Annotated in this window: 21 protein-coding genes; 9 read left to right on the forward strand and 12 right to left on the reverse strand. The window is 45.2% G+C overall.

Annotated elements, in window-relative coordinates:
- Positions 1-43: 43 nt before the first annotated feature.
- The 5 genes from ACOJR9_RS00815 to ACOJR9_RS00835 all read right to left on the reverse strand — a co-directional run bounded on the left by ACOJR9_RS00815 (position 44) and on the right by ACOJR9_RS00835 (position 8,005).
- Positions 44-2,623 (reverse strand): DEAD/DEAH box helicase, encoded by a 2,580-nt coding sequence (locus ACOJR9_RS00815; RefSeq protein ID WP_420934550.1) that lies wholly within the window; start codon positions 2,621-2,623, stop codon positions 44-46.
- 27 nt (positions 2,624-2,650) lie between these two features.
- Positions 2,651-3,268: a class I SAM-dependent methyltransferase gene (locus tag ACOJR9_RS00820; RefSeq protein WP_420934551.1), complete on the reverse strand. Its 618-nt coding sequence runs from the start codon at positions 3,266-3,268 to the stop codon at positions 2,651-2,653.
- Between the two features lie 136 nt (positions 3,269-3,404).
- Positions 3,405-3,806, reverse strand: coding sequence for a D-Ala-D-Ala carboxypeptidase family metallohydrolase (locus ACOJR9_RS00825; protein WP_420934552.1), 402 nt, complete (start codon positions 3,804-3,806; stop codon positions 3,405-3,407).
- Positions 3,807-4,099: 293 nt separating this feature from the next.
- Entirely contained in the window at positions 4,100-5,491 is a 1,392-nt protein-coding gene (locus ACOJR9_RS00830) for a 5-methyltetrahydrofolate--homocysteine methyltransferase (RefSeq protein ID WP_420934553.1), read from the reverse strand.
- Positions 5,492-5,524: 33 nt separating this feature from the next.
- Entirely contained in the window at positions 5,525-8,005 is a 2,481-nt protein-coding gene (locus ACOJR9_RS00835) for a TonB-dependent receptor domain-containing protein (RefSeq protein WP_420934554.1), read from the reverse strand.
- Between the two features lie 360 nt (positions 8,006-8,365).
- Between ACOJR9_RS00835 and ACOJR9_RS00840 the strand changes: the two genes are divergently transcribed.
- From ACOJR9_RS00840 to ACOJR9_RS00860, 5 genes are all read left to right on the forward strand, one after another.
- Positions 8,366-10,429: a diguanylate cyclase gene (locus ACOJR9_RS00840; protein WP_420934555.1), complete on the forward strand. Its 2,064-nt coding sequence runs from the start codon at positions 8,366-8,368 to the stop codon at positions 10,427-10,429.
- A gap of 181 nt (positions 10,430-10,610) precedes the next feature.
- The gene (zigA, locus tag ACOJR9_RS00845) at positions 10,611-11,813 is read left to right on the forward strand and encodes a zinc metallochaperone GTPase ZigA (protein ID WP_420934556.1); all 1,203 of its coding nucleotides are present in this window, start codon (positions 10,611-10,613) and stop codon (positions 11,811-11,813) included.
- Between the two features lie 4 nt (positions 11,814-11,817).
- A complete protein-coding gene (locus ACOJR9_RS00850; RefSeq protein WP_420934557.1) occupies positions 11,818-12,486 on the forward strand; it encodes a DUF1826 domain-containing protein in 669 nt (222 codons plus the stop codon).
- A 307-nt stretch (positions 12,487-12,793) separates the two neighbouring features.
- Entirely contained in the window at positions 12,794-14,986 is a 2,193-nt protein-coding gene (locus tag ACOJR9_RS00855; RefSeq protein ID WP_420934558.1) for a TonB-dependent siderophore receptor, read from the forward strand.
- A 69-nt stretch (positions 14,987-15,055) separates the two neighbouring features.
- Complete coding sequence (locus ACOJR9_RS00860) at positions 15,056-16,165, forward strand: PepSY-associated TM helix domain-containing protein (RefSeq protein ID WP_420934559.1); 1,110 nt, start codon at positions 15,056-15,058, stop codon at positions 16,163-16,165.
- Positions 16,166-16,180: 15 nt separating this feature from the next.
- On the opposite strand, the gene ACOJR9_RS00865 is transcribed toward ACOJR9_RS00860, so the two are convergent.
- Positions 16,181-16,936: a hypothetical protein gene (locus tag ACOJR9_RS00865; protein ID WP_420934560.1), complete on the reverse strand. Its 756-nt coding sequence runs from the start codon at positions 16,934-16,936 to the stop codon at positions 16,181-16,183.
- A gap of 333 nt (positions 16,937-17,269) precedes the next feature.
- Between ACOJR9_RS00865 and ACOJR9_RS00870 the strand changes: the two genes are divergently transcribed.
- From ACOJR9_RS00870 to ACOJR9_RS00885, 4 genes are all read left to right on the forward strand, one after another.
- The gene (locus ACOJR9_RS00870) at positions 17,270-18,421 is read left to right on the forward strand and encodes a sensor histidine kinase (protein ID WP_420934561.1); all 1,152 of its coding nucleotides are present in this window, start codon (positions 17,270-17,272) and stop codon (positions 18,419-18,421) included.
- Between the two features lie 22 nt (positions 18,422-18,443).
- Positions 18,444-19,094 (forward strand): response regulator, encoded by a 651-nt coding sequence (locus ACOJR9_RS00875; protein ID WP_420934562.1) that lies wholly within the window; start codon positions 18,444-18,446, stop codon positions 19,092-19,094.
- A gap of 69 nt (positions 19,095-19,163) precedes the next feature.
- Entirely contained in the window at positions 19,164-19,412 is a 249-nt protein-coding gene (locus ACOJR9_RS00880; protein WP_420934563.1) for a type II toxin-antitoxin system Phd/YefM family antitoxin, read from the forward strand.
- A gap of 37 nt (positions 19,413-19,449) precedes the next feature.
- Entirely contained in the window at positions 19,450-19,593 is a 144-nt protein-coding gene (locus ACOJR9_RS00885) for a type II toxin-antitoxin system RelE/ParE family toxin (RefSeq protein WP_420936014.1), read from the forward strand.
- A 150-nt stretch (positions 19,594-19,743) separates the two neighbouring features.
- Here the strand turns inward: ACOJR9_RS00885 and ACOJR9_RS00890 are convergent, their stop codons facing one another.
- From ACOJR9_RS00890 to ACOJR9_RS00915, 6 genes are all read right to left on the reverse strand, one after another.
- On the reverse strand, positions 19,744-20,049 hold the full coding sequence (locus ACOJR9_RS00890) for a hypothetical protein (protein ID WP_420936015.1): 306 nt from the start codon (positions 20,047-20,049) through the stop codon (positions 19,744-19,746).
- 107 nt (positions 20,050-20,156) lie between these two features.
- Positions 20,157-21,374 (reverse strand): sulfite oxidase, encoded by a 1,218-nt coding sequence (locus ACOJR9_RS00895; RefSeq protein WP_420936016.1) that lies wholly within the window; start codon positions 21,372-21,374, stop codon positions 20,157-20,159.
- Positions 21,375-21,599: 225 nt separating this feature from the next.
- Positions 21,600-22,604: a YeiH family protein gene (locus ACOJR9_RS00900; RefSeq protein ID WP_420934564.1), complete on the reverse strand. Its 1,005-nt coding sequence runs from the start codon at positions 22,602-22,604 to the stop codon at positions 21,600-21,602.
- Between the two features lie 5 nt (positions 22,605-22,609).
- Entirely contained in the window at positions 22,610-23,617 is a 1,008-nt protein-coding gene (locus ACOJR9_RS00905; RefSeq protein ID WP_420934565.1) for a TauD/TfdA family dioxygenase, read from the reverse strand.
- A gap of 10 nt (positions 23,618-23,627) precedes the next feature.
- Entirely contained in the window at positions 23,628-24,581 is a 954-nt protein-coding gene (locus tag ACOJR9_RS00910) for an aldo/keto reductase (protein ID WP_420934566.1), read from the reverse strand.
- A 273-nt stretch (positions 24,582-24,854) separates the two neighbouring features.
- Positions 24,855-25,604 carry a GntR family transcriptional regulator gene (locus ACOJR9_RS00915; RefSeq protein ID WP_420934567.1) on the reverse strand — a complete coding sequence of 250 codons (750 nt, stop codon included), beginning with the start codon at positions 25,602-25,604 and terminating at the stop codon, positions 24,855-24,857.
- Between the last annotated feature and the right edge of the window lie 236 nt (positions 25,605-25,840).

Below are 25,840 nucleotides of genomic sequence, written 5' to 3' on the forward strand. Positions count from 1 at the left end.
TGCAATCCCCCACTCTTTGACTTTTAACCTTAAACTATTACAACTAGACGCTTTCAAAGACTTCAGTTCTGAACGCGCCAGCCTCAATATGCTTATCGCAGTAACTTCTCCCATCTTCAATCATCTGCTCTTTAATCAACTCAAAATCGCCGCTTTCAAGCTTTTCCCATAGAACAGCGTCAAATGCTAGTTTGTCTAAATCTTTAGCGTGGTACATAAAGCTTTTGCGCTCAAATTTCTCGAATGGATTTTGTAAAATACTTTTCGTTAGCTGCTTTTTGTCATTTAAAAATTCTGGGTTGTTGAGTGGGCTATTACTCTTTTCTGCTTTTCCATATTTCGCTAATAAGTTCTTATAAAACTCCTGATAGTCATCTCTAAGCATTGGAAGAGAGACTTCTCCAGTCTTGTCGGCGTGCTTTAGCATTAGCAGCAGAAATATAATTTTGAATGAGAATGTGTAATCACGCTGCTCCAAGAATTCAAAAAAGTCATCTCTTCTTGTCGCTTCACTACGTAATTTTAGATTTTTCTTATCGCGTATTTCATCAACTCTGTCTTGTTTGTAGTAGTTGAGTGTTTTATTGCCAAACGGTAATTGCTTGTCTGGTAATACACTTTGGTTTTTCACCCAATTTTTTACTGTGCCAGTAGAAACGAAAAGCTCGCGGGCGAGTTGTTCATCGTTAATAAAGTCACCAAATTCTTCCTCAAAACTAAATAGTTTGATAGGCCGAAGGTTACGTTCGTGTTCGTATAAGTGGTCTAATATTATTTCTTCGCCCACAGGTGCCGCGTTTGGAGTGAATACATTAGCAAAAGGTTTGTAATCAGTTAAATTGAATATACTGTGCAGACTCCATGGTTGAAGTGCTGGCCCATAGCTATCAACAACATCAACTACGTATAGTGCTTCTTTTCCTGGGTGGTTTCGTGTTCCTCTACCTAACTGTTGCATATACAACACTTTAGACATAGTGGGTCTGGCCATTACAACAATTGAAGTATTCGGTGCATCCCACCCTTCATTTAACAAGTCGCAAGCACACAAAAACCTGAGCTTTCCTTCTTTATATTTTTTAAGACCCTCTCTACTCGTCGCAGAAACTGCCTCTGCGCTAATCATGTGCTCATTTAGGAGTACAGCAAGTCTCTTGGCGTGTTTCACATCTACGCAGAATATTACGCCTTGCAGTGCAGATAGAGACTGGCCGGTATCGGAATCTACTAGGTCAAAATACTTAGAAATAACATCAACGATAAGTTGGTCGCGGGAGGGCAGTATTACGCTTCTGTTAAGATCGCTTTTAACAAATTCTTTTCCGTTAAATCGTACTTGTGAAAAATCAATGTTACTCTCTAGTCGAAAAGCGCGTATAGGCGGCAATAGCTTTTGTTTAATAGCCTCTTCCAACGTCATGTTTAACTGATATCGACCAAATATTTCAGCTAAATCTTTCTGGTCTAATCGTTTATCGGTTGCGGTACAGCCAAGCAGTGTTTTCGGGTTGAAATGCTCTAGTACCCTTTTAAGGCCTTGAGCTGGCGCATGATGTGCTTCGTCCACCACAATATAATCAAAATGATCCGATGAGAGAGAAGAGAAATGGCGCTGTATTGCTTGTGTCGTCTGTACGATAACATCTGCTTTCAAATCAGATATATCAGAGGAAGTGATCAGAGAAGGGTCGCGTTCTAGAAATCGTTCTTTTGTTTGCTCCCGCAAGTCTTTAAATGGAACAATTACTAATGCGCGTTTGGCATTTCCCAAACGGCGCTGCTCACTATAGTCCGCGATAAATACTTCTGTTTTTCCTGTTCCTGTTGGAAGTACCAATAGGAAGGTGCTCTTTCCCTTTGCTCGTCCATTTTGAATATCTTCAAGTGCGGCTTGTTGATGCTTAAAAAGCGAAAAGCTTATGTCTCTAAATTGATTTGCGGATGGTTTTTCACAAAACGTTTCTTTCTGACCAAAATAGAGGCGCATTTGATCTGCAAATTTTTTTTCGTCCGACATTCCAGCATTCGACCAACGATATACTTTGATGCCGTCTTTCATTAAAGAATTTTGTTTAAGGAGTTGGGACTGATACTTTTTTCTGGATATAACTAATGGATGATGGAAAGCTTCACCATTAAGCTCGATAGCTATTTGGGCGCTAGTGGTTTTCAGCAAGTAGTCTACATAACGACTTTTCCCAAGTAAGTCTATGTACTGATATTCCCGTTCTAGAGCATGCAGATACTGTGAGCCATAAACCTGTTCAAAGAGACTTTCAAAGTTGTATTCGGGCCTTGTCGGATCTATCTCGTTTATCTGTCTATTGGTTCCAAATTGTCTAAAGTCATATTCGTCGTCCATCTCATCTAAAATATGGTCAACGTACCTTCTATTTTCAGGATCTTCATCATCAATAAACCTATATAGTCTGGCAAATTTGTGCATAAGCATATTTTGCCACCCAGTGTATTCGTGGTACGGATAGCTAGGTTTATTCTCACCGTATAAATGTGTATCTAAAATTATGCCGGTTTCTTGTTCTGCATCGGTGTATAAGAGTGAAGTATATTGCGAGTTAATGAGTTGAAAGCCTTTACTCTCCAATAATTTCGAAAGGCTCATTCACTTTTTCCTGTTATTAAATAATTCTTAGCTGTCATTTCTTCCCTGTTTTATCAATTCAACCGTCACCCACTCAACATCACTGCGCTGTAACCCATCTTTACTCGGCACGGGGTTTAAATTGCGCGCCGTTAAATCATTTTCTGCCGCCAATGCTTGCAGCTCTTCATAGCTAACCGGGTACATGGGTCGTTCTGGGTCACTTGGCCCAAAGCGCAGGCTTACATACATTTTGCCAGTGTTTGAAAGCAGTTCGCTTAAGCGTTTTATGGCTGCTGGCCTGTCATCTAGTGGTAAGTGCATCCACACGGCAGAAAGCAAAATAAGGTCGAATTGCTCGTATGGGTTGGGTAAGTGTTCAAGCGCGGGTAAGGCAGCGCTACACCAGTTTACGTTTTCTGATGAGTGGCGCTTCGCTAAGTTTCGCAACTCATCGGCAGGCTCTGCGGCTGTTACTTGCCAGCCTTTTTCAGCCAACCAGTTTGCATCTCGGCCACTGCCAGCGCCTACATCTAGCGCATGTGCGGCGGGAGTGTTTTCAAGCAAAGCCTTCCAATCGCAGTGCACGCTTTCTGCGTTTACAGAGTTGTATAAGTGATAGTAATGCTGTGCTTTTTCGCTGTAATGCGCGATGGTTTTTTTCAATGTAATTACCTTTCCCTGTTCCTGCTACGTGTGTGCTACACCTATACGCGTTAAACCCCTTACGCATTACACCATATCGCATACTCGCTTTTTCGGCTAGTTAGCCTTTATGTAAAAAGGTGGTGTAAAAACAGCATTAATACGTCCAAAGCGCAGGAGTATCTCGCGTATCAATATGTATGTAGCGTTTGTCGCCTTTTTGATGAACACCAATGCCTACGTAGCCTAACTGTAAGAAGAATCGTAGCAGTTCAATGGCGTGCTCACCTTGTACGGCAAAGTCGCAGGCGGCACGGGAATGCGGGCCTGGCGACGCTTTTGCTGCCTCAATACTGTGTGCTGCACAGCGGTAGCCACTACTGATGACCAGCGGCTTATTGCTTGTGGTACGAAAGGCTTGGGCGTGATCCATTAACTGGCTAAATTCTACAGAGGGCGAAAGTTCACCACAGCAGCTGCACGCCATTTCGCTGTCGGTAAAGTTGGGCCACCGCGTAACACGCGCTTCTGCCGTCATGGTGCTTGGGCTAGTAAGCATAACTGCCAATTCCTTTTGAGTTTATTTTGGGGTTTTCCGTCAGAGAAAACAGGCGCGCCTACGTTTGCTTTTTCAACAAATTGATAACGGATTAGCGATTGGTGGTAACAACGCGCTTCGTTTTCTGCTTTTCAAAAATTTAGCAGCTTTTTATAACAGCGTCACGGGGGCGAGAGAAGAAATAGTGGTGTGCAGCGCGCGTTTTAAGGCAGGGGTTTATAAAAAAAGAGCAAAAAAAGGGCATGCTATTGCAGCATGCCCAAACACACACAATTTAGGGAACTATGGTGGTATTAGTGGTTGTGCTCGCCATCTTCTTCATGAGCATGGGCTTCTGCAATACCCAGCCACACTGCGCTGCGCGGCACAAAGTCTAAGGTTAGTTCGGTTTCAACGGTTTCTGTTTCTAGGTCTACCTCTAGAACAGTTTGCGCTGCGGGGTCGACAACAAAAAGCTCACTGTCGTGTTGAGAGGCCGTCATTGAAAACATTTGGCCTTCGCTTAAGCTGCTTGCGCTTGCACTGGCTACATCAATTTGATGTGCAAATTCAAAATGTACGTCGCCGTCTTCTTCATGTGCTTCAAGCAGTGTCACAAAGCCTTTGTCGTCTAAAATAGCAAAGTAGTCACCGTCGTAAGTAAAGCTGTAAGCTACCGGTTTCGCATCGGCAGTTGGCTGCCAGTCGATAACGCTCATGCTGTTGGTTTTAGGGGATATGTTAACTAACGTCACCACATTATCTTGCGACGCCCTACCAATAAACGCTTCAGCATACTCATAACCGTAAAGGCTACCCACACGGGCGCCGTTAAGTGCGTCGATATTGCTTATTAGCTCAGAAGTAAATTCTTCATTTTCTTCATGCAGCATAAGTACGCCGTCGCTACACCCAAAAACAACGGCGTGTTCGTTTTGTGCGGCGCCGTGTAAATTGGCACAGGCACCGTCAAAGCGTTGTTCTTCTTCGTATTCACCGTCGTGCCAGTGATACACCGCCACGCTGTCGGGTAAAATGGGGTTCGACGACAGTGTTTCAGCGTCGTCCCGTCGTACTGAACTAACCAACATATCGCCTCGAGGTAAGCTAACGCCGTGCATATTTACGGTAAATGCTAGCTCGGGAATATCAGCCTGCTCATTGGCAATATCTAGGTCTGTTATTACCTTTACGCCCGCTGGCATGCCAGTGCTGGCACTTCCATCATAAAAAATCGCTAGTTGGCCATCATATTTACTGAAGTGGGTAGGCTGGCTGCCCTGAAGCGTGAAGTCAGACATCATGGGCGCTTCTTCGTAGTCGTGTAAATGCGCTACGTGATCTTCACGCCATAGGCCGCCGTCGAGGAACTCGGTAAGGCCATTACTGCGACTGTTAATCACAGCATAGCGATAGTCACCAGAGCTACTTATGCTGCTGTTTTCATACGTTGTTGTAAACGTGTCTAACATGCTGTCGTCATCTAAATCGAATACGGTAAGTGTATTTGATGCGGCATCGGCAACCACCAAACGGCCTTCGCTTTCTATTGTGTATTCTGAGCCATGATCGCCGTCATGGTCGTGGTCATGACCGCCTTCGGGAGCTTCAACAGGAGGAAGCTCGTTTATGGTAGTTTCAGCGTCACCACACCCTGCAAGAATAAGCGCGCTTGCTATGCTGGTAAGAATAAGTTTGTTGTTCATGTTAATTGTTCCTTTAATTAATTTTTTAATAGCTTAAAAAGCGCCGCGAATGCCGAATGCCAAGTTGCGTCCTGGGCGGGGGGCTATGTCTTTTAAGAAAGAGGTGTGAACGCGCGCTTCTTCATCGGTTAGGTTTTGGCCGCTAACGTAAACAGAAAGGTCCATATTATTCAGTGGTATGTCGTACGTAACGGTGGCATCTACCAGCGTGTAGCCATCGGTTTCTGTCTCAAAAGAAGAGATATCGTCTTGCGTGGCAAAGTGAGTAATGTCTAAGTCGGCGCGAAGTCGCTCAGTGGTGTACTGCAAATGCGTACCTACTCGCATTGGCGAAATACGGGGTAAGGCACCGCCATTCTGCAAGCGCGCTTTTACGTAATCAGCAAACACATCTACTTTAAAGCTGTCGGTGGCCTGCCAGCCAACCAACGCTTCAAAACCATGTAAAATTACGTCGTCTGAGCGAAAGAGAAACACGGGAAGTTCATCACTGTGTTCATCGTGCCCCTCATGTCCTTCGTGGCTATCACTGTGGTCGCTATGGGCATCATGGCCGTGGTCGTCGTGAGCATGCTCATCGTGCCCGCCATGGTCGTGACCGCTTTCAGCAAACAAACCAGTACCATCTTGATAGTAATAATTGTCTACTTGGTTATAAAACGCGTTGAAAACAAAACCAATGTCACCTTGGGTTTTTCTAAAGGTTAAATCGATATTGTTCGCGGTTTCTAAATCTATAGGTGTTCGAGAGAGCGTAAAATCGCCGTCTTCTGATAAGTCGAACAGCGCTCCTATTTCGTATGTTCGAGTACCAATATGCGGGCCAAAAGACAGTAGCTCAGACGCGGAAGGAGCACGCTGGGAACGAGAGATAGACACACCCACATTGTAGCTGTCATTTATTGTGTAAACCGCGCCCGCAGATAAGGAAATGGGCGTGAATTCTTGAGACACGTCAAACTGTCTAATCAATTCACTGTCGCTGTGTTCATCATGGCCATGATCGCTATGGTCATCATGCGCGTGTTCGTCGTGTTCATGCCCATGGTCATCGTGATCTTCATGGCCGTGTTCATCGTGCTCGTGAGAAGAAAGCTCTGGCAGTAATACGCTGCCTGCATTAAGGGTTACACGCTCTGCCCGTGCTCCTAGTTGTACAAGTACATCGCCGAATTCGCGCTCTTCCATAAGGGCAACAGCAAACATTTCCATATCAGAGGGTGGAGTAAAGGCCTCTTCGCCTTGGGCAAACACATCGCTGCCTTTGTAGTGAAGGCTCAAGCCGCCGCGCCATCCGTTAATTGGCTGGTGAAGTAACTCAACGCGCATTTCTTGCGTATCGTTTTTAAACTCGGTGCCTACTACATTGTTTTCTATTTCAGCGTGTTCATATTCAGTGTAACCCGCTCTAAACTGAATACTTTGTAGTATGTCGTTGTTAACATTGTATTCGCCAAGCAGTTGGTACTTGGTTTGCGATAAATCGGCAAACACAGATTCTACACCACCATGACTGTGGCCGGGTATGCCGTATTCTCTATTAAACTGTTCAACCGCAACGCCCACATACCCTTTGTCGAATAAGTAGCTTGTGCCTAGCGTGAAACCGCTCGACTCTTCAGCGCTGTTTTCAACTACATTGTCGCCGTTGGGCTTGTCGATATCGGGGGCAACCGGTGTTTCATAGTCGTTGCTGTTACGTAAAAAGCCGTCGGCATAAAAGGCCATGTTGTCTTGGCCAGTAGTGATATTAAACGAGCCTAGCTTTTGGTCATTAACGGTTTGTGTTTCAAATAAAAATTCGCCGCGGGTTTCGGTGCTGGTGGGTACGCGTTGATCTACCACGTTAACCACACCGCCAATGGCGCCGCTGCCGTAAAACAAGGTTGCAGGGCCGCGCAGTACTTCAATTTGTTGTGCGGTGGACGCTTCTGTGGATACGGCGTGGTCAGGCCCTACGCGCGACACGTCACTCACATCCAACCCGTTTTGTGCAATGAGTACTCTGGGGCCGCTTAATCCGCGAATAACTGGGGTACTTGCTACGTTGCCATGAAAGTTGGTGTGCACACCTGGCAAGTTTTCAAGGGTGTCGCCTAAGGTGGCTGCCTGCTGTCTTCTTAAGTTTTCGCCAGCCAATACACTTACTGGGCTTGCAGACTCCATCACCGACAAATGCATGGGCGAGGCGGTAATGTCGATAACTTCAATCGCGCTGCGTTCTAATACAAACGATGCTGTACTTGTCGACTGAGCCTGAGCGCGAGTGTCTTCATGCAAGTGTGCAAAACCAGGCGCAAAAATATGAAGTTCATAGGTTCCCTCTGCAACGTCAGAAAATACGAACTCTCCTGCTGCATTAGTTTTTGTCGCTTGTTGCAAAGCCTCAATTTCTACCGTGGCGTTAGAAATAGGTTTGCCGGAAGCATTAGTAACCGTACCGGTAATTGTTTGTGCTAGCAATGAAGCAGGCAACATGAGCGATATGCCCAATGCCAACCGAGACAATTTCATGATTAACCCTCTGATTTTTTGACTAATGAAAAACGCGAAGCATGATATGTTATACTGTAACACTAATGCAAGGGGATATTAGACATGCTATACGATTTTATTTTTCCATGAGAATAGGGGGTGGTAGATGCACATTCTCTTCAATATGCTTGCTGCGTTGCTGTTATCTAGCCCGCAGATTGTGGTGCTATTCGGCGTGGAAAATCATGTATTCGATGAGTATTTGCTGTTTAACGCATTATTTTAACTTAAGTAAAGCAATGCCTTGCGTGTTGCAGGCCATGTTTTCAATAGACACCATTTATCATTGCACCTGATTGCCTTATGCTTGAATAACTTTTGCTCAGTATCTTGATCTCTATGGCAAACCTCATCAGACATTTTCGGCTCTTCTGGTTCGTTTTCGCTCTTTGCACACCAACAATAAGTGTTGCGCTGACTGTCGAAGATATTGCAAAAGTCAGGGATGGCGGCGATTTGACGCTAGCGGAAGAGATGGCACAAACACTCCTATCTGAAGCGACATTGTCTGGCAATGAATCGCTGCAAGCCGATGCGCTTTTTCAAATAGGCCGAAATGCAATGGAAAGGAACAACTATCCAAGCGCACAACAATGGTTAACACAGGCCTTAAACCTATATCAAAAAATAGGTGAACAGCCGGCAATAGCCAGCACGTATAGGCAACTTGGCTTAACCTTTCGCTACCAATCAAATTATTCTGTTGCGTTAGAATATCTTTATATGGCGCTAGCCATTTTTCAGAAGCAAGGCTTAACCCGCGACGTTGCTTCGGTACATAACAGCCTGGGTATTGTCTTGGAAAAAATGGGGCAGTTTACTGAGGCAGCACGCTATCATCAACTTGCCCTAGAAACGAACTATCAGCTTAACGATGCGTCGGGGATCGCCTCTGCATTATACAACTTAGCGGATATTCGCCGTGTGATGGGCGACCTAACTCTGGCGTTAGATTATTTTGAGCAAGCATTGGCGCTTGATGAAGCATCTGAAAGCAAAAAGAATATTGCCTATAGCCGCTATAAAATCGGCTTTGTGAATATGCAAATGGGTAACTTTGCCATTTCCCGTGAGAATATGCAGCGCGCTCACACCTTATTCGTGGAAATAGGGGCGAAGCGCGATGTCGACTGGGCCTTGTCTGGGCTGGCAGAACTCAATGTTAGGGAAGGCAATATTGAAGTTGCAATGGAGCAAGCAACCGCAATTATGCAGCGGGCCAAAGCAAACAACTACAACAGTTTGCTAATGGACATTCAGTTATTACTGGTCGATATTCACATTCATAACAAAGCCTATAGCGTTGCTGCGGCTTTAATAGAGGAGGCGCTCATTCTTGCTCGCTCACTTGAAGAAGCGCGAAAGGTGTCGCTATTACTTGCCTTGAAAGTACAGGTTTATGAACAACGTAATGAACTTGGCACTGCATTTAACGCATTAAAGCAGCAAAAAGCGTTAGACGATTCGCTGCTTGACCAACAACGTATTGATGCTATCGCCAGTATTCAAGCTCAAACCGAGTTTATTCGCCGCGAAAACCAGATTGCACTATTGCAGCAACAACAAGCGTTAGAACAGATCCAAGAGCAAAAGCGGCGTGAACAGCAGTTGTTCATCGGTATTGCGTTTATCGGTGTTTTAATTTTAGGCTTTTTAGTTTACTCCCGAGCCATACAGGCAAAATACACTCGACAGCTTGAACAAGAGGTAAAACGACGCACTGCTGAGCTTCAAAAGGCCAATACAGAATTAGCTGCATTAAGTGTGACAGACAATTTAACCGGTCTTAAAAATCGACGATTCCTTGAGCATCAAATTGAAAATGAACTCATTACAGCCGCACGTAAACCACCAACCTCCAAAGACCAAAGAGGCCAATATGAGCAAACCGATTTGTGCCTGTTTGTTGTCGACATCGATCACTTTAAAAACATCAATGATACCTACGGTCATGTGGCCGGTGATCGGGTGTTAAAGCAGACCGCAGAACGTTTACAAAATGTGTTACGGGCCTCCGATTACGTGGTTCGCTGGGGCGGAGAAGAATTTGTTGTTGCCGCTCGTTTCAGCCAACATCAAATGGCCACCGATTTAGCCGATAGAATTATTCACGGTATGCAGGATGAGCCTTTTCTCGTGGATGAAAATAGACGCGAAACTATTACTTGCAGCGTGGGTTTTTGCTACTTGTCTTACTTTGCATATTTACCTAGTGATAACCGAATATCGACGCTATTTGGCATTGCAGATAGTTGTTTGTATGCCGCTAAAGGCTCTGGGCGTAATCGTTGGGTGGGCATTATTGATATGGTTCAGCCAGGTATACTTCCATTGCCAAATACAATTGAGGCGTTACAGGCACTTGATAAGCAAGGCGCGATAAAGCTATCCCTTTCTGAGTAAAAGTTCTGCATTTTTTACGTTGATATAAATAATGTTATAACATATCATTCAAGGCGCGCTTATGTGGGTTCACAGTTATCTTATGGCTCACCTTGCGTTATGTTATATCATAATTATTTTATGGCCAATTATTCCCAACTAATGATGACCTTCGTATTTCAAACTCTGCAGTGAGAGCAATATGCCTAATGTAAAAAAATTACCAGTAACGGTGCTTTCCGGTTTTCTAGGTGCTGGCAAAACTACCGTGCTTAATTACATTCTCAATAATAGAGAGGGACTTCGTGTCGCGGTTATTGTTAACGACATGAGCGACATTAATATTGATGCAGCAACGGTAAAAAATGAAGTTACTTTAAATCGCTCAGAAGAAAAGTTAGTGGAGATGAGCAATGGCTGTATTTGCTGTACGTTGCGAGAAGATTTGCTAGAAGAGATAGAGCGCTTGGCACTTGCTGGAAGATACGACTATTTAGTTATTGAATCTACAGGGATTTCAGAGCCGCTCCCCGTTGCCGAAACGTTTACGTTTGCCGATGAAGAAGGCAAAAGCCTATCTGATATTGCGCAACTCGATACCATGGTAACGGTAGTGGACGCACTAAACTTCTTAAAAGACTTTGATGAAGCAAAGTTTCTCAATGAGGTGGGAGAGAGCTTAGGAGAGGAGGACGAGAGAAGCGTCGCAGATTTATTAGTTGAACAGGTAGAATTCGCAGATATTCTGCTAATAAGTAAAACCGACCTTGTTTTACAGAGCGACTTAAAACGCCTTCAATCTATTTTAAAAACGCTGAACACCGACGCAAAGCAAGTCGTTATAAAAAACGGTGAAGTGCCGCTCTGTGAGGTATTAAATACGGGCAGTTTTAGTTTTGAAAAAGCCCAGCAATCACCAGGATGGCTAAAAGAAATGCGCGGTGAGCATGTTCCTGAAACGGAAGAATTTGGAATAAGCAGCTTTAGTTATGAAGCGCGACGCCCCTTCGATCCCCAAAAATTTTATGATTTTCTTCATAGTAAAGACATCGCCGGAAAGTTAATTCGCTCTAAAGGCTTCTTTTGGTTAGCCACAAGACCCCATGTGGCAGGAAGCTGGAGTCAAGCGGGAGGAATGGCGCGATACGGTGCTGCCGGCCTATTTTGGAAAGCCGTTCCTAAAGCACAATGGCCCGAAGATGAAGAGTATCTCAAAGCGATTGAGGCGCAATGGTTAGAGCCGTTTGGCGATATGCGCCAAGAGTTGGTGTTTATAGGGCAGGGGTTGGTTAAAGAAGAGATTATAGAGCGTTTAAATGCATGTTTAATAAACGACGAGTTATTACTTAGCGGTCGCACTGCTTGGGCGGCTATGCCCGACCCGTTTCCTGCGTGGGAGGTGTAACACAATGGCGAATAACGAAGCGCTTTTATCTATGGATGCAGATACGCATGATAAGTCTTGGTGTGAAGACGAAGATCCTATGGTACTTGGCAACATCTTTAACGCCGATAAAAGCGTGGTGATATGGCAAAGATCAAAGCACCAAGCGGTTGAAAACTACTTTGACGGTCTCTTTTCTGCACTAGGGTTGGGGATACGCGGCGTATACTCATTAAAGTCATTAAAAGCGTCTATTGCGTCATCTCTGCCCGATGGGGAAGGTAAGCAGCAAGTGGTAGATGATATATATTTGTTGTCTGACATGCTTATTACCTTATTCGACTGCAGCAGTGTTGGCATTAGACTTGTTCCGCTGACATCTGCTATGTGTCCCAGTTTTCATGTCGACAACATTCCAGTGCGTATGGTAACTACCTATTTGGGGCCCGGAACTCAGTGGCTGCCACAAGATGCGGTATTGGCAGAAAAGCCTACAGTCAACGCAGCGCCAGTGAGTAAAACGCGTCTTGGACACTACTACCAGCCTAACAAAATACAGCAAATGCGTACTTTCGATGTAGGTCTTTTAAAAGGAAAAGCATGGCAAGAGCATGAGGAATATGCCGCAATACATCGCTCTTGCCCTGTCGATGCAAAGACGAAACGCGTGCTGCTTACGTTAGATCCTATGTAGGGTATTGCTATACAAGCAGAGTATAAGTATTCATTTTTTGGCTGGTGTGTTGACCTCTGATACACACTAGCCTCAACGCCATTTCCCATTTCCCATTTCCCATTTCCCTTCTTCCATTTCCTCTTTCCTATTAAAGCGACCTCCTTGTCACCTAATGCATCACTTATGCTTTTTAATCAGCAATTAAGTGTGGCAATTAACACGTAAAATCTATGCTAATGATAATTATTACTATTTACATTATTTTTAAAATGTGTAGGATCTTGCCCCCTTAAACACACATCCAACAGCATAGAAGCGTTTATTTATGAAATGGTCACTTATCACGCTAGCAATTTTATCAGCTACTGCTCACTCTGCATTTGCTGAAACAAGCTCAAAGGTTGACGAGCGAAATGACGCGGCAACCGCCGAAATAGCAAGCAATGACATCGAAAACCCTGAGACTCAAACTCCTGATATGGAAAACATTGAGGTAAAAGGCTCTTACATTGAAGGATACGGTGCCCATAAGGCCAGTGGTGCGTCGCGCATAAACTTGCCGATTAAAGATATTCCTCAGTCGGTATCGGTTATTACCAGTGCCCAGTTCGACGACTACCAGCTAAATGGTATTAACGATGTACTCGATACGGCAACGGGCGTGAACGTGCAAAGGGTAGAGACCAGCCGAACCTATTACAGTGCGCGTGGTTTCGACATTAACAACTTCCAAATTGATGGTATTGGCCTGCCGCTTATTCGAGGCAATAACCACGGTGATGAAGACTCTGCCATATACGATCGCATTGAAATAATTCGCGGTGCAAATGGGTTAATGACCGGCGTGGGGAATCCGTCTGCTACGGTTAACTTTATTCGTAAGCGCCCAGGCATGCAAAATGGCCTAACCGTGCAAGGCTTAGTGGGCAGCTGGGACAACCGCCGTATTGAAGTAGACGGCACGTATCGCGTAAATGAAGATTTTGGTATTCGCGGCGTGGCGGTATCTCAGTCGCAAGAGTCTTATCTCGACCGTTACGAGCAAGAGCGCCAAGTGGCTTATTTGTTCGCAGAGTACAATATGTCAGACAGCACCACGTTCTCGGTAAGTCATTCGTATCACACTAACAATGCCGATGGTAATAACTGGGGCGCTAACCCGCTGTTTTATTCCGACGGTACAGCCACTAATTTTGATGTGTCTACTAACACATCAGCTAATTGGGCTTATTGGGATGTTGAAAAGCACAACACCTTGATAGAGCTAGACCATGTATTTTCAAATAACTGGTATATGCGCGCCACGTATTCTCGCAAAGTGACCGATGAAGACTCTGAACTATTTTATGTTTATGGCACGCCAAATCGCGAAACAGGCCTTGGCCTCACCGGTTATGCCAGCGAATATGATCACGATGAAGAAACCGATTTAATTGACGTATACCTAACCGGTGATTTCAATCTTTTCGGCCGCTCTCACGAGTTTGTAGTAGGGGTAAACCATGCTGCTATGACCTTTGAAGATATGTCGTTATACGATTTCACAACAGGTAACGGCTTTCCACCGATGCCTGCCCTTGAAACTTGGGATGGCAACGCACCCATTCCCACACTTGTAGACGGTTTAACAGGGGCCGATGTCGATACCGAGCAATCAGCAGTGTATTTCACTACGCGCTTTAGTTTGTCTGATGATTTGCACGTTACAGCCGGTGGCCGCCAAAATAGATGGGACACCAACGGCATGTCTTACGATGTTGCCCAAGACGCCGAAGATGATCAGTTTATTCCCTACTTTGGTGTGGTTTATGCGGTAAATGATTCGATTTCTGCCTATGCGAGCTACACAGAAACCTTCTTGTCGCAAACCGAGCTAGATATTAACAACAATACATTAGCGCCTATTGTGGGCGAGAGTAAAGAAGTGGGCTTTAAAAGTGAGTTTTTTGAAGACCGCCTTATTGCAACCGTGGCCTACTTCGACATTGTACAAGAGAACTTGGCCATACCCGACCCAGCAACAGCAGATCTTCCCCCTGGCGAACAGCGTTTTGTTGGCGCTACGGGAATAGAGTCTAGCGGTTATGAATTTGAAGTGGCCGGTGAGCTATTACCAGGCCTACAAACCAGCATTGGTTATACCGATTTCACCATTGATGGTAACGAGCTGGTGGCCGACTACACGCCAGAGCGACTGCTTAAGTTTGCGGCCACGTACACGCCTGCAAGTTTCGACAAACTGTCTGTGGGGATTAACGCCCGCTGGCAAGACGATACCTCACGAGTGCAGGGTGTTGTGGGTGAAGGGTTCGCAAACGCAGGCGACACCATTGTGACGCGCCAAGATGCTTATGCCATTATCGATTTAATGGCGAGATACCGCGTGTCTGAAAATGTGTCTGTTGCTTTTAACGCCAATAACGTAACAGATGAAAAATACATTAATAGCTTGTATTGGGCTCAAGGTTTTTACGGTGCGCCAGCAAGTTATATGTTAAGCGCAACCTGGTCGCTGTAACGGCATAACGGTTTACCGTGTGCCTCGTTTGGGGTACACGGACTAACAATGTGAAGATGGATGGTAAGCATGCGCAAAACGCTTTTTAAGTGGCATTCAATAACGGCACTCATTGCAATGGTGCCGCTTTTTGTTATTTCGATTACCGGTAGCATACTGGTATTTAAACCTGAAATTGATACGTGGTTAATGCCCTCGCACATGAGCGTGCAGGCAGCAGAAGGCCAGCCTCGTGAAAACTTAAATCAGTTAATTAATAAAGTAGAAGCCACCCATCCCGACTTTGTATTGGGAAGTTGGGAGCTATTTGATAACAAGCAGCGCAGCGATGCAGCGTACCTTATCAGTAAGTCTGAGGGCGAATGGTATAAGCTGTATGTCGACCAGTATTCGGCCACGCTGTTATCTACGCCTGTGCCTGTTACTCATGATATTACCGACTGGTTACTGTCGCTGCATTACACCTTTTTGCTGGGGGTGATTGGCACATCACTCGGGTTTGTGTTTTCTCTTATGCTGCTAGTGCTTAGCGTGACAGGCATAATATTGCATCGCAAGTTTTGGACTAAGCTATTCACTCTGCGCGTGCATGCAGCTAGGCGCATCTTTTTTAGCGATGTGCATAAGCTAATAGGCATATTATCTTCACCGGTGCTGCTTATTTTGGCGTTTACCGGGGGCTATTGGAATGCCTCTGAAGTGATACATGAAACCTTAGAGCATGGCGACGAACACGCCTATGTTACCGAGGCTATTTACAGCCCCAATCTCGATTTTCAGCAGCTGGTTTATGGGTCGTCTAAGGCTATTGAGGGTCACCGACCAACTTATCTTACATTCCCCTACGAGCCTGAAGTGCACATTAATGTGTTTGGCGAGGTGCCTAACAAGCCGTATCTTTCAAGCGAATATTCTTCGGTGGTTACCTATAGCCGCGATTCAGGTGAGGTATTAGCCACATTTGATGTAAGAGAAGAGTCGGGCTGGGCGGTATTTGTAGATATGTTTAGAAAACTGCACTTTGGGTATTTTGCAGGGTTACCTAGCAAAATACTGTGGTGTGTGTTGGGTTTAAGCCCTGTGTTGCTTGCCATAACGGGCCTGTATTTTTACTTGTTTAGGAAGTCGCCTAAAAAGCCTCGGCGCAGGGCTGTAGCCCCTTCATCTGTGAAAAGCTAGCGCCGCTAAATGAGACTAGGCTTGCCGCGTATTTTCTGCCGTTCTTTTTGCCGTGCTTTCTACCGTATTTACGCTGTACCTACGCGAAAGACGACCTATTGCAATGCCACCTATTAGCCCTGGCAAAACCCAGAATGCATATTGCCATGCGCCAATATCGCTAAATAAGGTACGCCCACCGAATGCTGCAAACGCAGTGTAAGCGGCAATGCCAGACCCGATATAGCCGCCAAGATGCTCTACTAACCAGGCTTTTGCGGCTACCTTTTTGGCAAAAATGAAGCGAAGCTGCCCAATGCTGATAGAGAGCCCAAGCGGAGCGAAAATGAGCATTAAAATATGCTGGTTTATCATGCCGATAACGCCGATATAAAGGCTTGTTGCAGTTAACAGCACCGCTGGTGCAGTTCGGCTAAAACAGCGAAGCGATCGACGGCTTTGTTTAGCATCAAGCGCCCATTGCCCCATCATGACAGATGCGTACATTTGCACGGCTAAATGTAGTAAAAAGATGGCAAAACGCTGCAATTCTGCGGCAGCAGCAGGATTCCTAGCTATGTCAGGGTAAAGCACAGTGGGTGCAAATAGCCAAACGCTAGCTAATATTGCGCCAGTGGCGATAGTGCACTGCATAGCGTGGCGATAATGAGCGCCAAATTTTTTATGGTTAAGCGCGCCTTTACGAGCGGTAACCGGTACCCAAAACAGCACCAGTGCAATAGCGCCGGCTAGTATGTGGCTGTATAAAATAGCTTGGTATGAATAGCTCATCTAAATTCTCCAATTGTTCTGGTAAAAATCACAACCTGTATAAGTGCCTGTCTTGATAAGTGGTGTCTCGATAACGCCCTGGTAAAATTCGCCGTTTACAAGTGACTGTCTCAATAAGTGACTGTCTTAATAAGTGCTCGTTTAAAAGTGACTGTCCTAATAAGCGCGCGTTTACAAGTGACCGCGTTTAAAAGTGACTGTCTCAATAAGCGAGGGCGGTGTATTGAGAAGTGTATCTAGAAGGAAACGGGGGCATCAGTGGCGAAAGTCACGATGTGAAAAATGACTTTTGGCCTATTCCAAAAAACGCGTAATTAACCAATACTAAGCGGTATGAAATTATCTCAATTACGTATTGCTCCCGAGCAGAGTGGAGCGCTCATCACCATCTTGGTTGTGGCTGCAACCAATGCTTGGTTACTTGCGGATTCAGAGCGTATAAGTGTCACGAGCTTTGTGGCTATTATGTTGTGTTTTGCTTTGTTTAGCGTCGGTTTTTTGCTCGTTACTCAAGACAAACCTTTTCGCCATGAGAAGTTGGTTCGCGTTGCACTAGTGGGTGTAGAGTACGCATTAGTACTGCTACTTTTTTCTTTAAGCCCCATGACCTTTAACGCTATTTTGCTGGTTATTTGGTCTGCGGTGTTGCCCTACTTTATGTCGTTTAAACGGGCACTTTTGCTGTCGCCAATTTGGTCAGCCTTACCCTGGCTGTTATTTAGCTGGGTTTGGCAAACAAGCGGCAGTTTGTGGGTAAACGCACTGCTATTTTGGACATTCAATTTATTTGCCTTAGTAATGATGGAAAGCCGTAAAAACGCGGAGCGACAAACCGAACGGGCGGAAGAGGCGAATAGAGAACTACGGGCGTTACAAGATTTAATGCAGCAGGCTAGTCGCAAAGAGGAACGTACCCGCATTGCTCGCGATATTCACGATTTAGTGGGGCATCATCTAACGGGGTTGTCGCTGCATTTGCAGGTGGCCTCACGCACCGCACTCCCCGAGCAGCGCCCAGCAATCGACCAATGTTTGAGTATTGCGAGGTTGCTCCTTTCAGACGTGCGCGAAGCAGTATCAGACATGCGTGAATTTGGGCAGCTTAATCTACTGCAAGCCCTTGATGCGCTTACTGAACCTCTAAAACATAAGATTCGGGTAAAGGTTGATTGCCGCACAGACATCAGTCATTTAACCCTGCTACAGGCCACTAATTTACTGCGCTGTATTCAAGAAAGTCTCACTAACACTATGCGTCACAGTAGGGCCGATGAGCTGGTGATTAGCATTTATAAAAAGGCCAACCAACTATGCATAGATATTAAGGATAATGGCGGCAGCGCAAGTGCTAGTGCAAATAATGTTATTCAGGGAAATGGCCTTAAAGGTATTCAAGAACGCATTAGCGAGTTAAATGGCAGTGCAACGTTTATCAACAGCGATGGAGGTTTTCATACCTCACTAATACTGCCGGAGGCGCAATGAAGAGGATAGGGCCGGAGCAGAAATGATTAGGGTATTAGTGGTAGATGATCAGCAGCTATTACGACAGGGTTTATGCAGCCTGCTGGGTCTTTCTGACAAAGTAGACGTGGTAGGTCAAGCCAACGACGGGGTAGAGGCCATGAAGTGGCTACAAGATAACCCTAATGGCGCCGATGTTATGCTGTTAGATATTCGCATGCCGCGTATGACAGGCATAGAGTTACTTAGTGCGCTTAAAAAGGCCAATGCGCTTGTTCCTACAATCATGCTGACTACCTTTGACGATCATGAAAGCCTAATGGGCGCGTTGCGTGCTGGCGCAAAAGGGTATTTGCTAAAAGACGTGTCGTTAGAAACGCTAGTAGAAGGGATAGAGGCCGTGAATGCTGGTGAGTCGCTTATTCAGCCAGCCATTACCACTACGCTGATTAACAGTTTGCAGGGGCTCAATACGTCGTATGACGAACCCGAGCCTATTGAGCCGTTATCGGGTAAAGAGAAAGAGATTTTGCGCTTAATGGCCTCTGGCTGCAGTAACCGAGAAATAGCGGCAGCGCTTTATAAGTCAGAAGGCACAGTAAAAAACCAAGTATCGACTATTTTAGCAAAGCTAGGTGCGCGCGATCGTACTCGTGCCGTACTTCGAGCGGTAGAGCTGGGTATTATTGGTTAGTGCTAATTGCGCTATCGCTTAATTTAGCTAAAAAAGCTAAATTAACTAACAACAATGGGTGGGTGTCTTATGAAGTCAGTTTCAGCAACAGAAGCAAAGAATAATTTTGGTGAGCTACTTCTTGGAGCCCAGGCTAGTCCTATCTCGATAACGCGAAATGGAAAAGAGCAGGGCGTTTTATTGTCAGCAAACGATTATGCTTTACTCAAGGAAAAGGCGATGCAAGTTGCTGTATATGAGGGAATTAGTAGTGGTTTAGCGGGACAGCTGGATATTGAATATATTAAGCAAAGTGGCAGAAAGCTGTTAGGTAAGTAGCTTGAAAATAATACAAACTAATGCAGCAAGGACAGATTTGATTGAAATCTGGCTTTATGGCGCAGAAAATTGGGGAATAGAATGTGCAGACGCATACTTGGATGAACTAGGTAGTTACATAAAAAGCTTATGTAACTTTCCCGAAAAATATCGCCTACAAAAAAGTTATGTACCGCGGTGAGAATCGGTTTGTACAAGAGTCACTTGGTAATCTTTACCAATGAGATTGATACAATCTCGATAATTCGTGTCTTTCATAAGACCATGGATGTTCCTGGTCGATTAGATTAAAAACAGGTCTGTTGTTACGCTGACTTATTCTCAAGATGAGTTACTTTTTCGGCATAAGGTGAGGGGCAAGCAGCGGTCGTCTTGCCGATTCTTTAGGCCCATACCACTTCGCCAAATAATCTAAAATAACGGGCTCTGCGTCACCTAGTGGCCATAGTTTTTGTGTGTCTTGCATCCATCGAATAGTTTCTAACCAGCGTTTTTTGCTCATAGCGTTTTGCGTAATAAGCGAGGTTGAATGACACGCGCTACAGTGCGCTAAAACCAGGTTTGAGCCTTCGGCTATCACTAATCCTGATTGCGAGTCTATCGCCGGTTCTGCTGCTTCTGAACTGCTCGCAAACATAGCGCTAAACCCTGTTAAGCAAAGCGCAATAACGAATGTGCGTAATGCTAACGGCATAGTGAAGCTCCTGTTATTGGCAGCGGCGTGATGTGTTTATTTTTCATATTTTACGCCATCACTTTTACTGCAACGCGATGACACGCATTGTTTAAATAACCCTTTGGATTCCAGCCAGGCAGCACCATGGGTTGGGCTTTACCAGTTTCATCTACCGCTTTTGCCCATATTTCATAGTAGCCTGTTTGAGGAAAAGAAATACTAGTAGAGAAGTGTTGCCACGCATGTCGGTTTGCGGGGCGAGATAGCTCGGCTTTTTGCCAAGTTTGGCCAAAGTCGATTGAGGTAAACATGTCTTTTACGTTTGTTGAACCGCACCACGCATGCCCCCTCACCGCCAAAGGTTTCGAGAGCTTTTGCTCCACGCCCGACTTAGGGTAGGTGATAAGCGATTTTACCGGCATGGCCTCAATAATACACATTTCGTCGTCGGCAACGGTTGTTCCTGGTGCGACTGGTTCACAAGGAACGCGATAAGCTTTACCCAGCATTTTTGCGCCATCATGTACTTGGTTTCGAATAACAATTTTGCTTAGCCACTTGCCGCTTGTGGAAGCAGGCCAGCCTCCAAACACTAAACGCAATGGAAAGCCATTCATCAAGGGTAACGGTTCGCCATTCATTTCCCAGGCAATAAGCGACTCATCTTCTAGGGCCTTATCGATAGGTACGCCTCGGGAGATAGCTGCTTTACCGGGCGTTCTACTTAAATGCTGATCGTTGCCATAGTAACCAATATACACAGCGTCATCGTTTAACCCCACTGCTTGTAATACGTCTTTTAACCGAACGCCCGTCCATTTAGGGCAGCCTACTGCGCCGGTGGTCCACTGGTTGCCTGTGGCTGCCGGGGAAAACTCAGCTCGGCCGTTACCGCCGCATTCTAACGTAAGTTGGTAGGTATAATGTTTAAAACGCTGTTTTAATTCGTTTAGGGTGAATGTTGTAGATTGCTTGGCAGACTCACCCCCTATGGTAAGTGTCCATGTATCTGGATTGGGGGCGCTTGGCACAATACCGTTATTGCGCACGAACAAGCGATTAGCCGGTGTAATCTTATCGTCAAGCAGGTGTGCGGGTGTTTCTGCATTTAAGGGGCGGTCATTTAATATCACTAGCCCATCTTTACCCTCTATTTCAAACGGTGTTTGAGATTGTGCAAACGCGGCAGGAATGAGTCCAGAGGGCATGAATTGACCATACACTACTTCTGCGCCAAGCAGTACCGACAACGTTTTTAACCCGGATAAAAAACCGCGGCGACTCATTGGGTTACTGGTTCTGCCAAATACAGTGAGGTCTGCTTTTTCAGCATCGATGGCGTAAAGTTCATGAAGGCCGCGTTTTTTCACTGCTTTTACCTTTTAAAGTTACGTAAGTTATTAGCCTTTATAGCGTTTTGCTGCTGCTTGGTATCTTTGTTTAGCACTTGTTGGCTAGCTTTGCCAAGTGGAGCTGCATCAAGTAGAGCTTTACCAAATCGAGTACGTTTTCTATAGAAAGTACAAGTAGCCTAAGATGAGTAACGCTATCCAAATGGTTTCGGCCAATATCATCATTATGGGTAGAGCGCCTACTTCAGCAAGTTTACCTAAATTCGATTTCATACCAATAGCGGTAATAGACACTACAAGAAAAAACCGTGACACTTGCGAGCCTGATTCAACAATATATTCAGGTAACGCAAAAAAGCTATTGAGCAGCATCATGGCAATAAAGCCCACTAAAAATAGCGGCACTTTAGGTACGTCGCTTTCATTCATATTTTGTTTTGCAGTATAAAAGCGCTTTATCATCAGCATCATAATCAGTACTACCGGCATTAACATCGCTACGCGCACAAGTTTGGTTAGCGTTGCCATATCACCGGCTTCTTCCGATACTGAATACCCTGCACCTACTACCTGTGCTACATCGTGAATGGTACCGCCCAAGAATATGCCTGCATTAATATCATTCATACCCATTTGTGCCACAATTATTGGGTACACAATCATAGCGATAGTAGACATGGCAGTAACGCCAATAACGGTAAGTAGGGTGTCTCGCTCATGATTTTCGCCTTTAGGCAGAATAGTGGAAATAGCAAGGGCAGCCGACGCGCCGCAAATGGCTACCGATCCTCCAGTAAGGGCGCCAAAGCGTTTTTGCAAACCAAACAACCGCGCTAGAAAAACACCTAAAACAATGGTGGTGAAAATGGCACCTGCTAGCATAAGGGCAGTTTGCCACCCAAGAACGATAAGATCGCCTAGTGCAACTCTTAGGCCAAGTAACACAACGCCTGCACGTAGCAACGTGCTGGCAGTAAAATCAATACCGCATGAACAGGGCGTGTTTTGTTGATAAAGAAACGAAACCGCCATGCCAAGCAACAAAGCGAATAACATAACAGGGGCGTTGTAATGCTCGCTAAGAAATAGCGCCGCCATGCCGGTGATAACAGCAATGCCCAAACCTGGCCAAATATTCTTACACCTTACTGCTATGTCATTCATTGCAATTACCGGTCTGCGGCCACTAAAGCCACTAACACAACCCGTTTTCTATCTCCAGAATAAGGGCGGCGTCCGTGCATAGTGCGATAATTGTCAACTACAGCGACATCACCATCTTGCCATTCAAGGTCGAAGGTAAATTCCTCAGCAAGTTCAGAGGCGCGCTCTAACCCTTCTTTGGGAATATGACTGCCGTCGCCGAATGTGATGGCCGATGACGGGTTTTCTCTTACGCCTTTCCAGCCCATGTAAGCGGCAATAAGCTGGTTGTAAAATACTTCAGAGCCATCAGACATTTCAACTACTGCTGGCAATACGGGGGTAACGGCTTTTAAACTGCCGTCTGCCATCCATTCCCAGTTGTATCCCAGTTCGCTCAATTTGGCTTCGGCTTCTTCAACGGTTTCAACGCTTAAGGTGCTTTTCCAGCTTCTACCTTGGCCAGAGTTTGCATCGTCTGCGGCGGGCATAGTGGTAGTGTACTTCAAACCTTTTTGTTTGAAGTCATCGGCTAACTGTGGGTTTTCTGCCTTCAGTGCTTCAAACAGTTTGTCTGAGCGACATAGGGGTGTAGCGCCGCCTTCATCAGCGGCCGACTGACAAAAGAAAAATACCTTACTGGGAGAGATGGGCGTTTGCGCCATTTCATGATGTAAGAATATTTCTACGTCTTTCGGGGCTTCGTTGGCCGTAAACACGCGCTCTGTAAAGTTTATTCTTACCGCATTAGATAAAGACTCTTGATAGGTAAAGTTTGGATAGCCAAAGCCGGCTGAAAAAACGTCAAATACTTCTGCACTATCGAGTGGGAACCCTCGAAACAACAGGGCACCTGAGCTTGCTAATTTGGCTTCTAATTCTGCTTGGTTTGCTTTAACAAAGGCCACCGTGTCTGCCACGGTCTCACAATTCGTGTTATTTACGACAATAGACGGAAATACATCATCGTTGTAACGATGCTGAGTAGCCACATTGGCATACGTAACCTCTGAGGTTTCATTGACGTTTTTCATTAATAAGCTCCTAGTCGTAAATAGGGTGGAAACGATTAAATGCAGCTTCGCAGAAATGCCCAGGATCGTTAAAGCGACGATTCATATTAAGCGCAGATATGGCCTGCATTTCCTCATCGCTTAAACTGAAGTTGAACAACGCAATGTTCTCTTTCATACGCTCAACTTTTGAGGTTTTAGGGATAATGGCGTTTCCGCGTTGAATGCCCCATCGTAAGACGATTTGAGCGGGTGTTTTGTCGTGCGCTTCTGCCGCCGCTTTCACAACGCTTTGCTCTAAAACAGACTCAGTTTTATCAGCCATTTCTAGCTCTAAATATGACAGCGCGCCAAGGGGCGAGAACGCCGTCACCGCTAGGCCATAATTTTTGGCCAATCGTATCAGTCGTTCTTGAGTAAGGTAAGGATGAGATTCAATTTGCAGCATATAAGGCTTGATGCGAGCGTAGCTCATTAAGTCGTTAATAAGACCGCTGTTGTAGTTACACACACCTATTTGTTTTACCGAACCGGCATCAACTAGCTTTTCCATGGCTTCCCATGTTTTATGAAGTGGTACTGGCGCGAGCTCCATTGTCGGCTCTGCGGCTTCTGGGTCGTAGAACCATTCGGGCGGGTAGCGAGATTCAATGGGAACAAACTTTTGCGCTATAGGAAAGTGAATGAGGTACAAGTCGAGATAATCTAGCTTTAAGTCGCTTAATGTTTTGTTGAGCGCGAGTTTAACATGCTCTGGCGCGTGAAACGTATTCCAAAGCTTTGACGTAATCCACAACTCTTCCCGCGAGCAAATACCCTCAGCAATAGCGCGAGCGATCCCTTCACCCACTTCTTTTTCGTTACCGTAATCGGTAGCGCAATCTAAATGGCGATATCCTGCTTTAATTGCTTCATAGGTTGTATCTGCACAAATGGCTTTGTCTACTTTCCAAAAGCCAAATCCTACCTCTGGTATTTTGTCCATTATGTTTTTCACCTCATCTTTCACATATTGTAGCTAAGTGTATCATAGCAATACATTAGTCTTGTATAAGACATAAGTTATTACACAGGATGAGCTAAGTCAACAAACTGTTAACAAAGTTAATGATTAGCGGGTGGTATGCCTAATCTGAAAACGTGTAAAAAAGTGTGAAGAGAAAAGAATTAGCGTGTCTTGGATAGATATGTTTAAGCTGGCGTGGCGACAAGAATAGGTAAAGCAGATGCTTAACGCTAAGAGGTAGAACTGATTGTACTAATCCAACTCTACCTGATAGTGATAATGATCAGTACGGCATTTACTTTCGCGGTATTCAATAAGTTTGCCATCTATCGACTCTGTTACGCGAGTGACAAATAAAAGAGGAGTGCCCTTTTCTATATGTAACGCGTCCGCGTCGGTTTGCGAGGCCAGCACCGCTTTTATGCTGTCTCGAGTTTTAAACACGGTTTGTTTATAGTCGGTTTGATAGAAGTGATAAAGCGTATGAGGAATGTCTTCACGGGTATTAATACCAGTAAACAGATTGGCCGGAAGATAAACGGTTTCTAGCATGCAAAACTCATTATCGAGAATGCGCCTGCGTACAAGCTTAATAACCTTGTCTTTTGCAGAAAGCGACAGGGCCTTTTGCACTGCGTTGGTTGGCGCAACGCGCTCTTTGCTGAGCAATTCCGCTTTAGGAAGGTCTGCACCTTTGCCATCGGCTTGAAGTGGGAAAAAGCGGAATAAGGCGTCTTGTGCAGTGTGCTCTGAAACGAAGGTGCCCACGCCTTGTCGGCGAGTTACAATTTTTGTATCCGTGAGTAAGGTAAGCGCTTTACGCACGGTACCTTGGCTAACGTTAAATTCGTCTGCCAGTTTAAACTCGCTAGGAAGCATTTCACCTGGCTGCCATCTGCGTTCAACAATGAGCTGCTTAATGTATTCGCCAACCTGCTGGTATAGAGGCTGAAAGGCGAGACTCGGCCCGCCGAGCTTATGGTCAAATTGAGATGAAGACATAAAACCAAAACCTAAAGTTTGTTTTTCTTTTGTTATATCATACACAAGATATATAGCGTACTTTTTACTAATTTTGTAACTATATTAAAAACACCGATATGGTCGCTAACAACGGCATCCATTCTTTACTGACCGTAGTTTTTAATAGTGGCATTTGTTAGTAAAATTTTAATTGCTGATTGACACTGTGGTTACATTTCATTAACTTGTGTCTTATATAAGACATTCAGAGCGAT

The sequence above is a fragment of the Alteromonas ulvae genome, assembly GCF_048987005.1.
Classification (GTDB): Bacteria; Pseudomonadota; Gammaproteobacteria; order Enterobacterales; family Alteromonadaceae; genus Alteromonas.

What these genes read in the sequence shown, in the direction of transcription:
- ACOJR9_RS00815 (WP_420934550.1), bottom strand. Translation starts at nt 2,623, where the DNA reads ATGAGCCTTTCGAAATTATTGGAGAGTAAAGGCTTTCAACTCATTAAC.
- ACOJR9_RS00825 (WP_420934552.1), bottom strand. Translation starts at nt 3,806, where the DNA reads ATGCTTACTAGCCCAAGCACCATGACGGCAGAAGCGCGTGTTACGCGG.
- ACOJR9_RS00830 (WP_420934553.1), bottom strand. Translation starts at nt 5,491, where the DNA reads ATGAACAACAAACTTATTCTTACCAGCATAGCAAGCGCGCTTATTCTT.
- ACOJR9_RS00835 (WP_420934554.1), bottom strand. Translation starts at nt 8,005, where the DNA reads ATGAAATTGTCTCGGTTGGCATTGGGCATATCGCTCATGTTGCCTGCT.
- ACOJR9_RS00840 (WP_420934555.1), top strand. Translation starts at nt 8,366, where the DNA reads ATGGCAAACCTCATCAGACATTTTCGGCTCTTCTGGTTCGTTTTCGCT.
- zigA (WP_420934556.1), top strand. Translation starts at nt 10,611, where the DNA reads ATGCCTAATGTAAAAAAATTACCAGTAACGGTGCTTTCCGGTTTTCTA.
- ACOJR9_RS00850 (WP_420934557.1), top strand. Translation starts at nt 11,818, where the DNA reads ATGGCGAATAACGAAGCGCTTTTATCTATGGATGCAGATACGCATGAT.
- ACOJR9_RS00855 (WP_420934558.1), top strand. Translation starts at nt 12,794, where the DNA reads ATGAAATGGTCACTTATCACGCTAGCAATTTTATCAGCTACTGCTCAC.
- ACOJR9_RS00860 (WP_420934559.1), top strand. Translation starts at nt 15,056, where the DNA reads ATGCGCAAAACGCTTTTTAAGTGGCATTCAATAACGGCACTCATTGCA.
- ACOJR9_RS00865 (WP_420934560.1), bottom strand. Translation starts at nt 16,936, where the DNA reads ATGAGCTATTCATACCAAGCTATTTTATACAGCCACATACTAGCCGGC.
- ACOJR9_RS00870 (WP_420934561.1), top strand. Translation starts at nt 17,270, where the DNA reads ATGAAATTATCTCAATTACGTATTGCTCCCGAGCAGAGTGGAGCGCTC.
- ACOJR9_RS00875 (WP_420934562.1), top strand. Translation starts at nt 18,444, where the DNA reads ATGATTAGGGTATTAGTGGTAGATGATCAGCAGCTATTACGACAGGGT.
- ACOJR9_RS00880 (WP_420934563.1), top strand. Translation starts at nt 19,164, where the DNA reads ATGAAGTCAGTTTCAGCAACAGAAGCAAAGAATAATTTTGGTGAGCTA.
- ACOJR9_RS00890 (WP_420936015.1), bottom strand. Translation starts at nt 20,049, where the DNA reads ATGTTTGCGAGCAGTTCAGAAGCAGCAGAACCGGCGATAGACTCGCAA.
- ACOJR9_RS00895 (WP_420936016.1), bottom strand. Translation starts at nt 21,374, where the DNA reads ATGAGTCGCCGCGGTTTTTTATCCGGGTTAAAAACGTTGTCGGTACTG.
- ACOJR9_RS00900 (WP_420934564.1), bottom strand. Translation starts at nt 22,604, where the DNA reads ATGAATGACATAGCAGTAAGGTGTAAGAATATTTGGCCAGGTTTGGGC.
- ACOJR9_RS00905 (WP_420934565.1), bottom strand. Translation starts at nt 23,617, where the DNA reads ATGAAAAACGTCAATGAAACCTCAGAGGTTACGTATGCCAATGTGGCT.
- ACOJR9_RS00910 (WP_420934566.1), bottom strand. Translation starts at nt 24,581, where the DNA reads ATGGACAAAATACCAGAGGTAGGATTTGGCTTTTGGAAAGTAGACAAA.
- ACOJR9_RS00915 (WP_420934567.1), bottom strand. Translation starts at nt 25,604, where the DNA reads ATGTCTTCATCTCAATTTGACCATAAGCTCGGCGGGCCGAGTCTCGCC.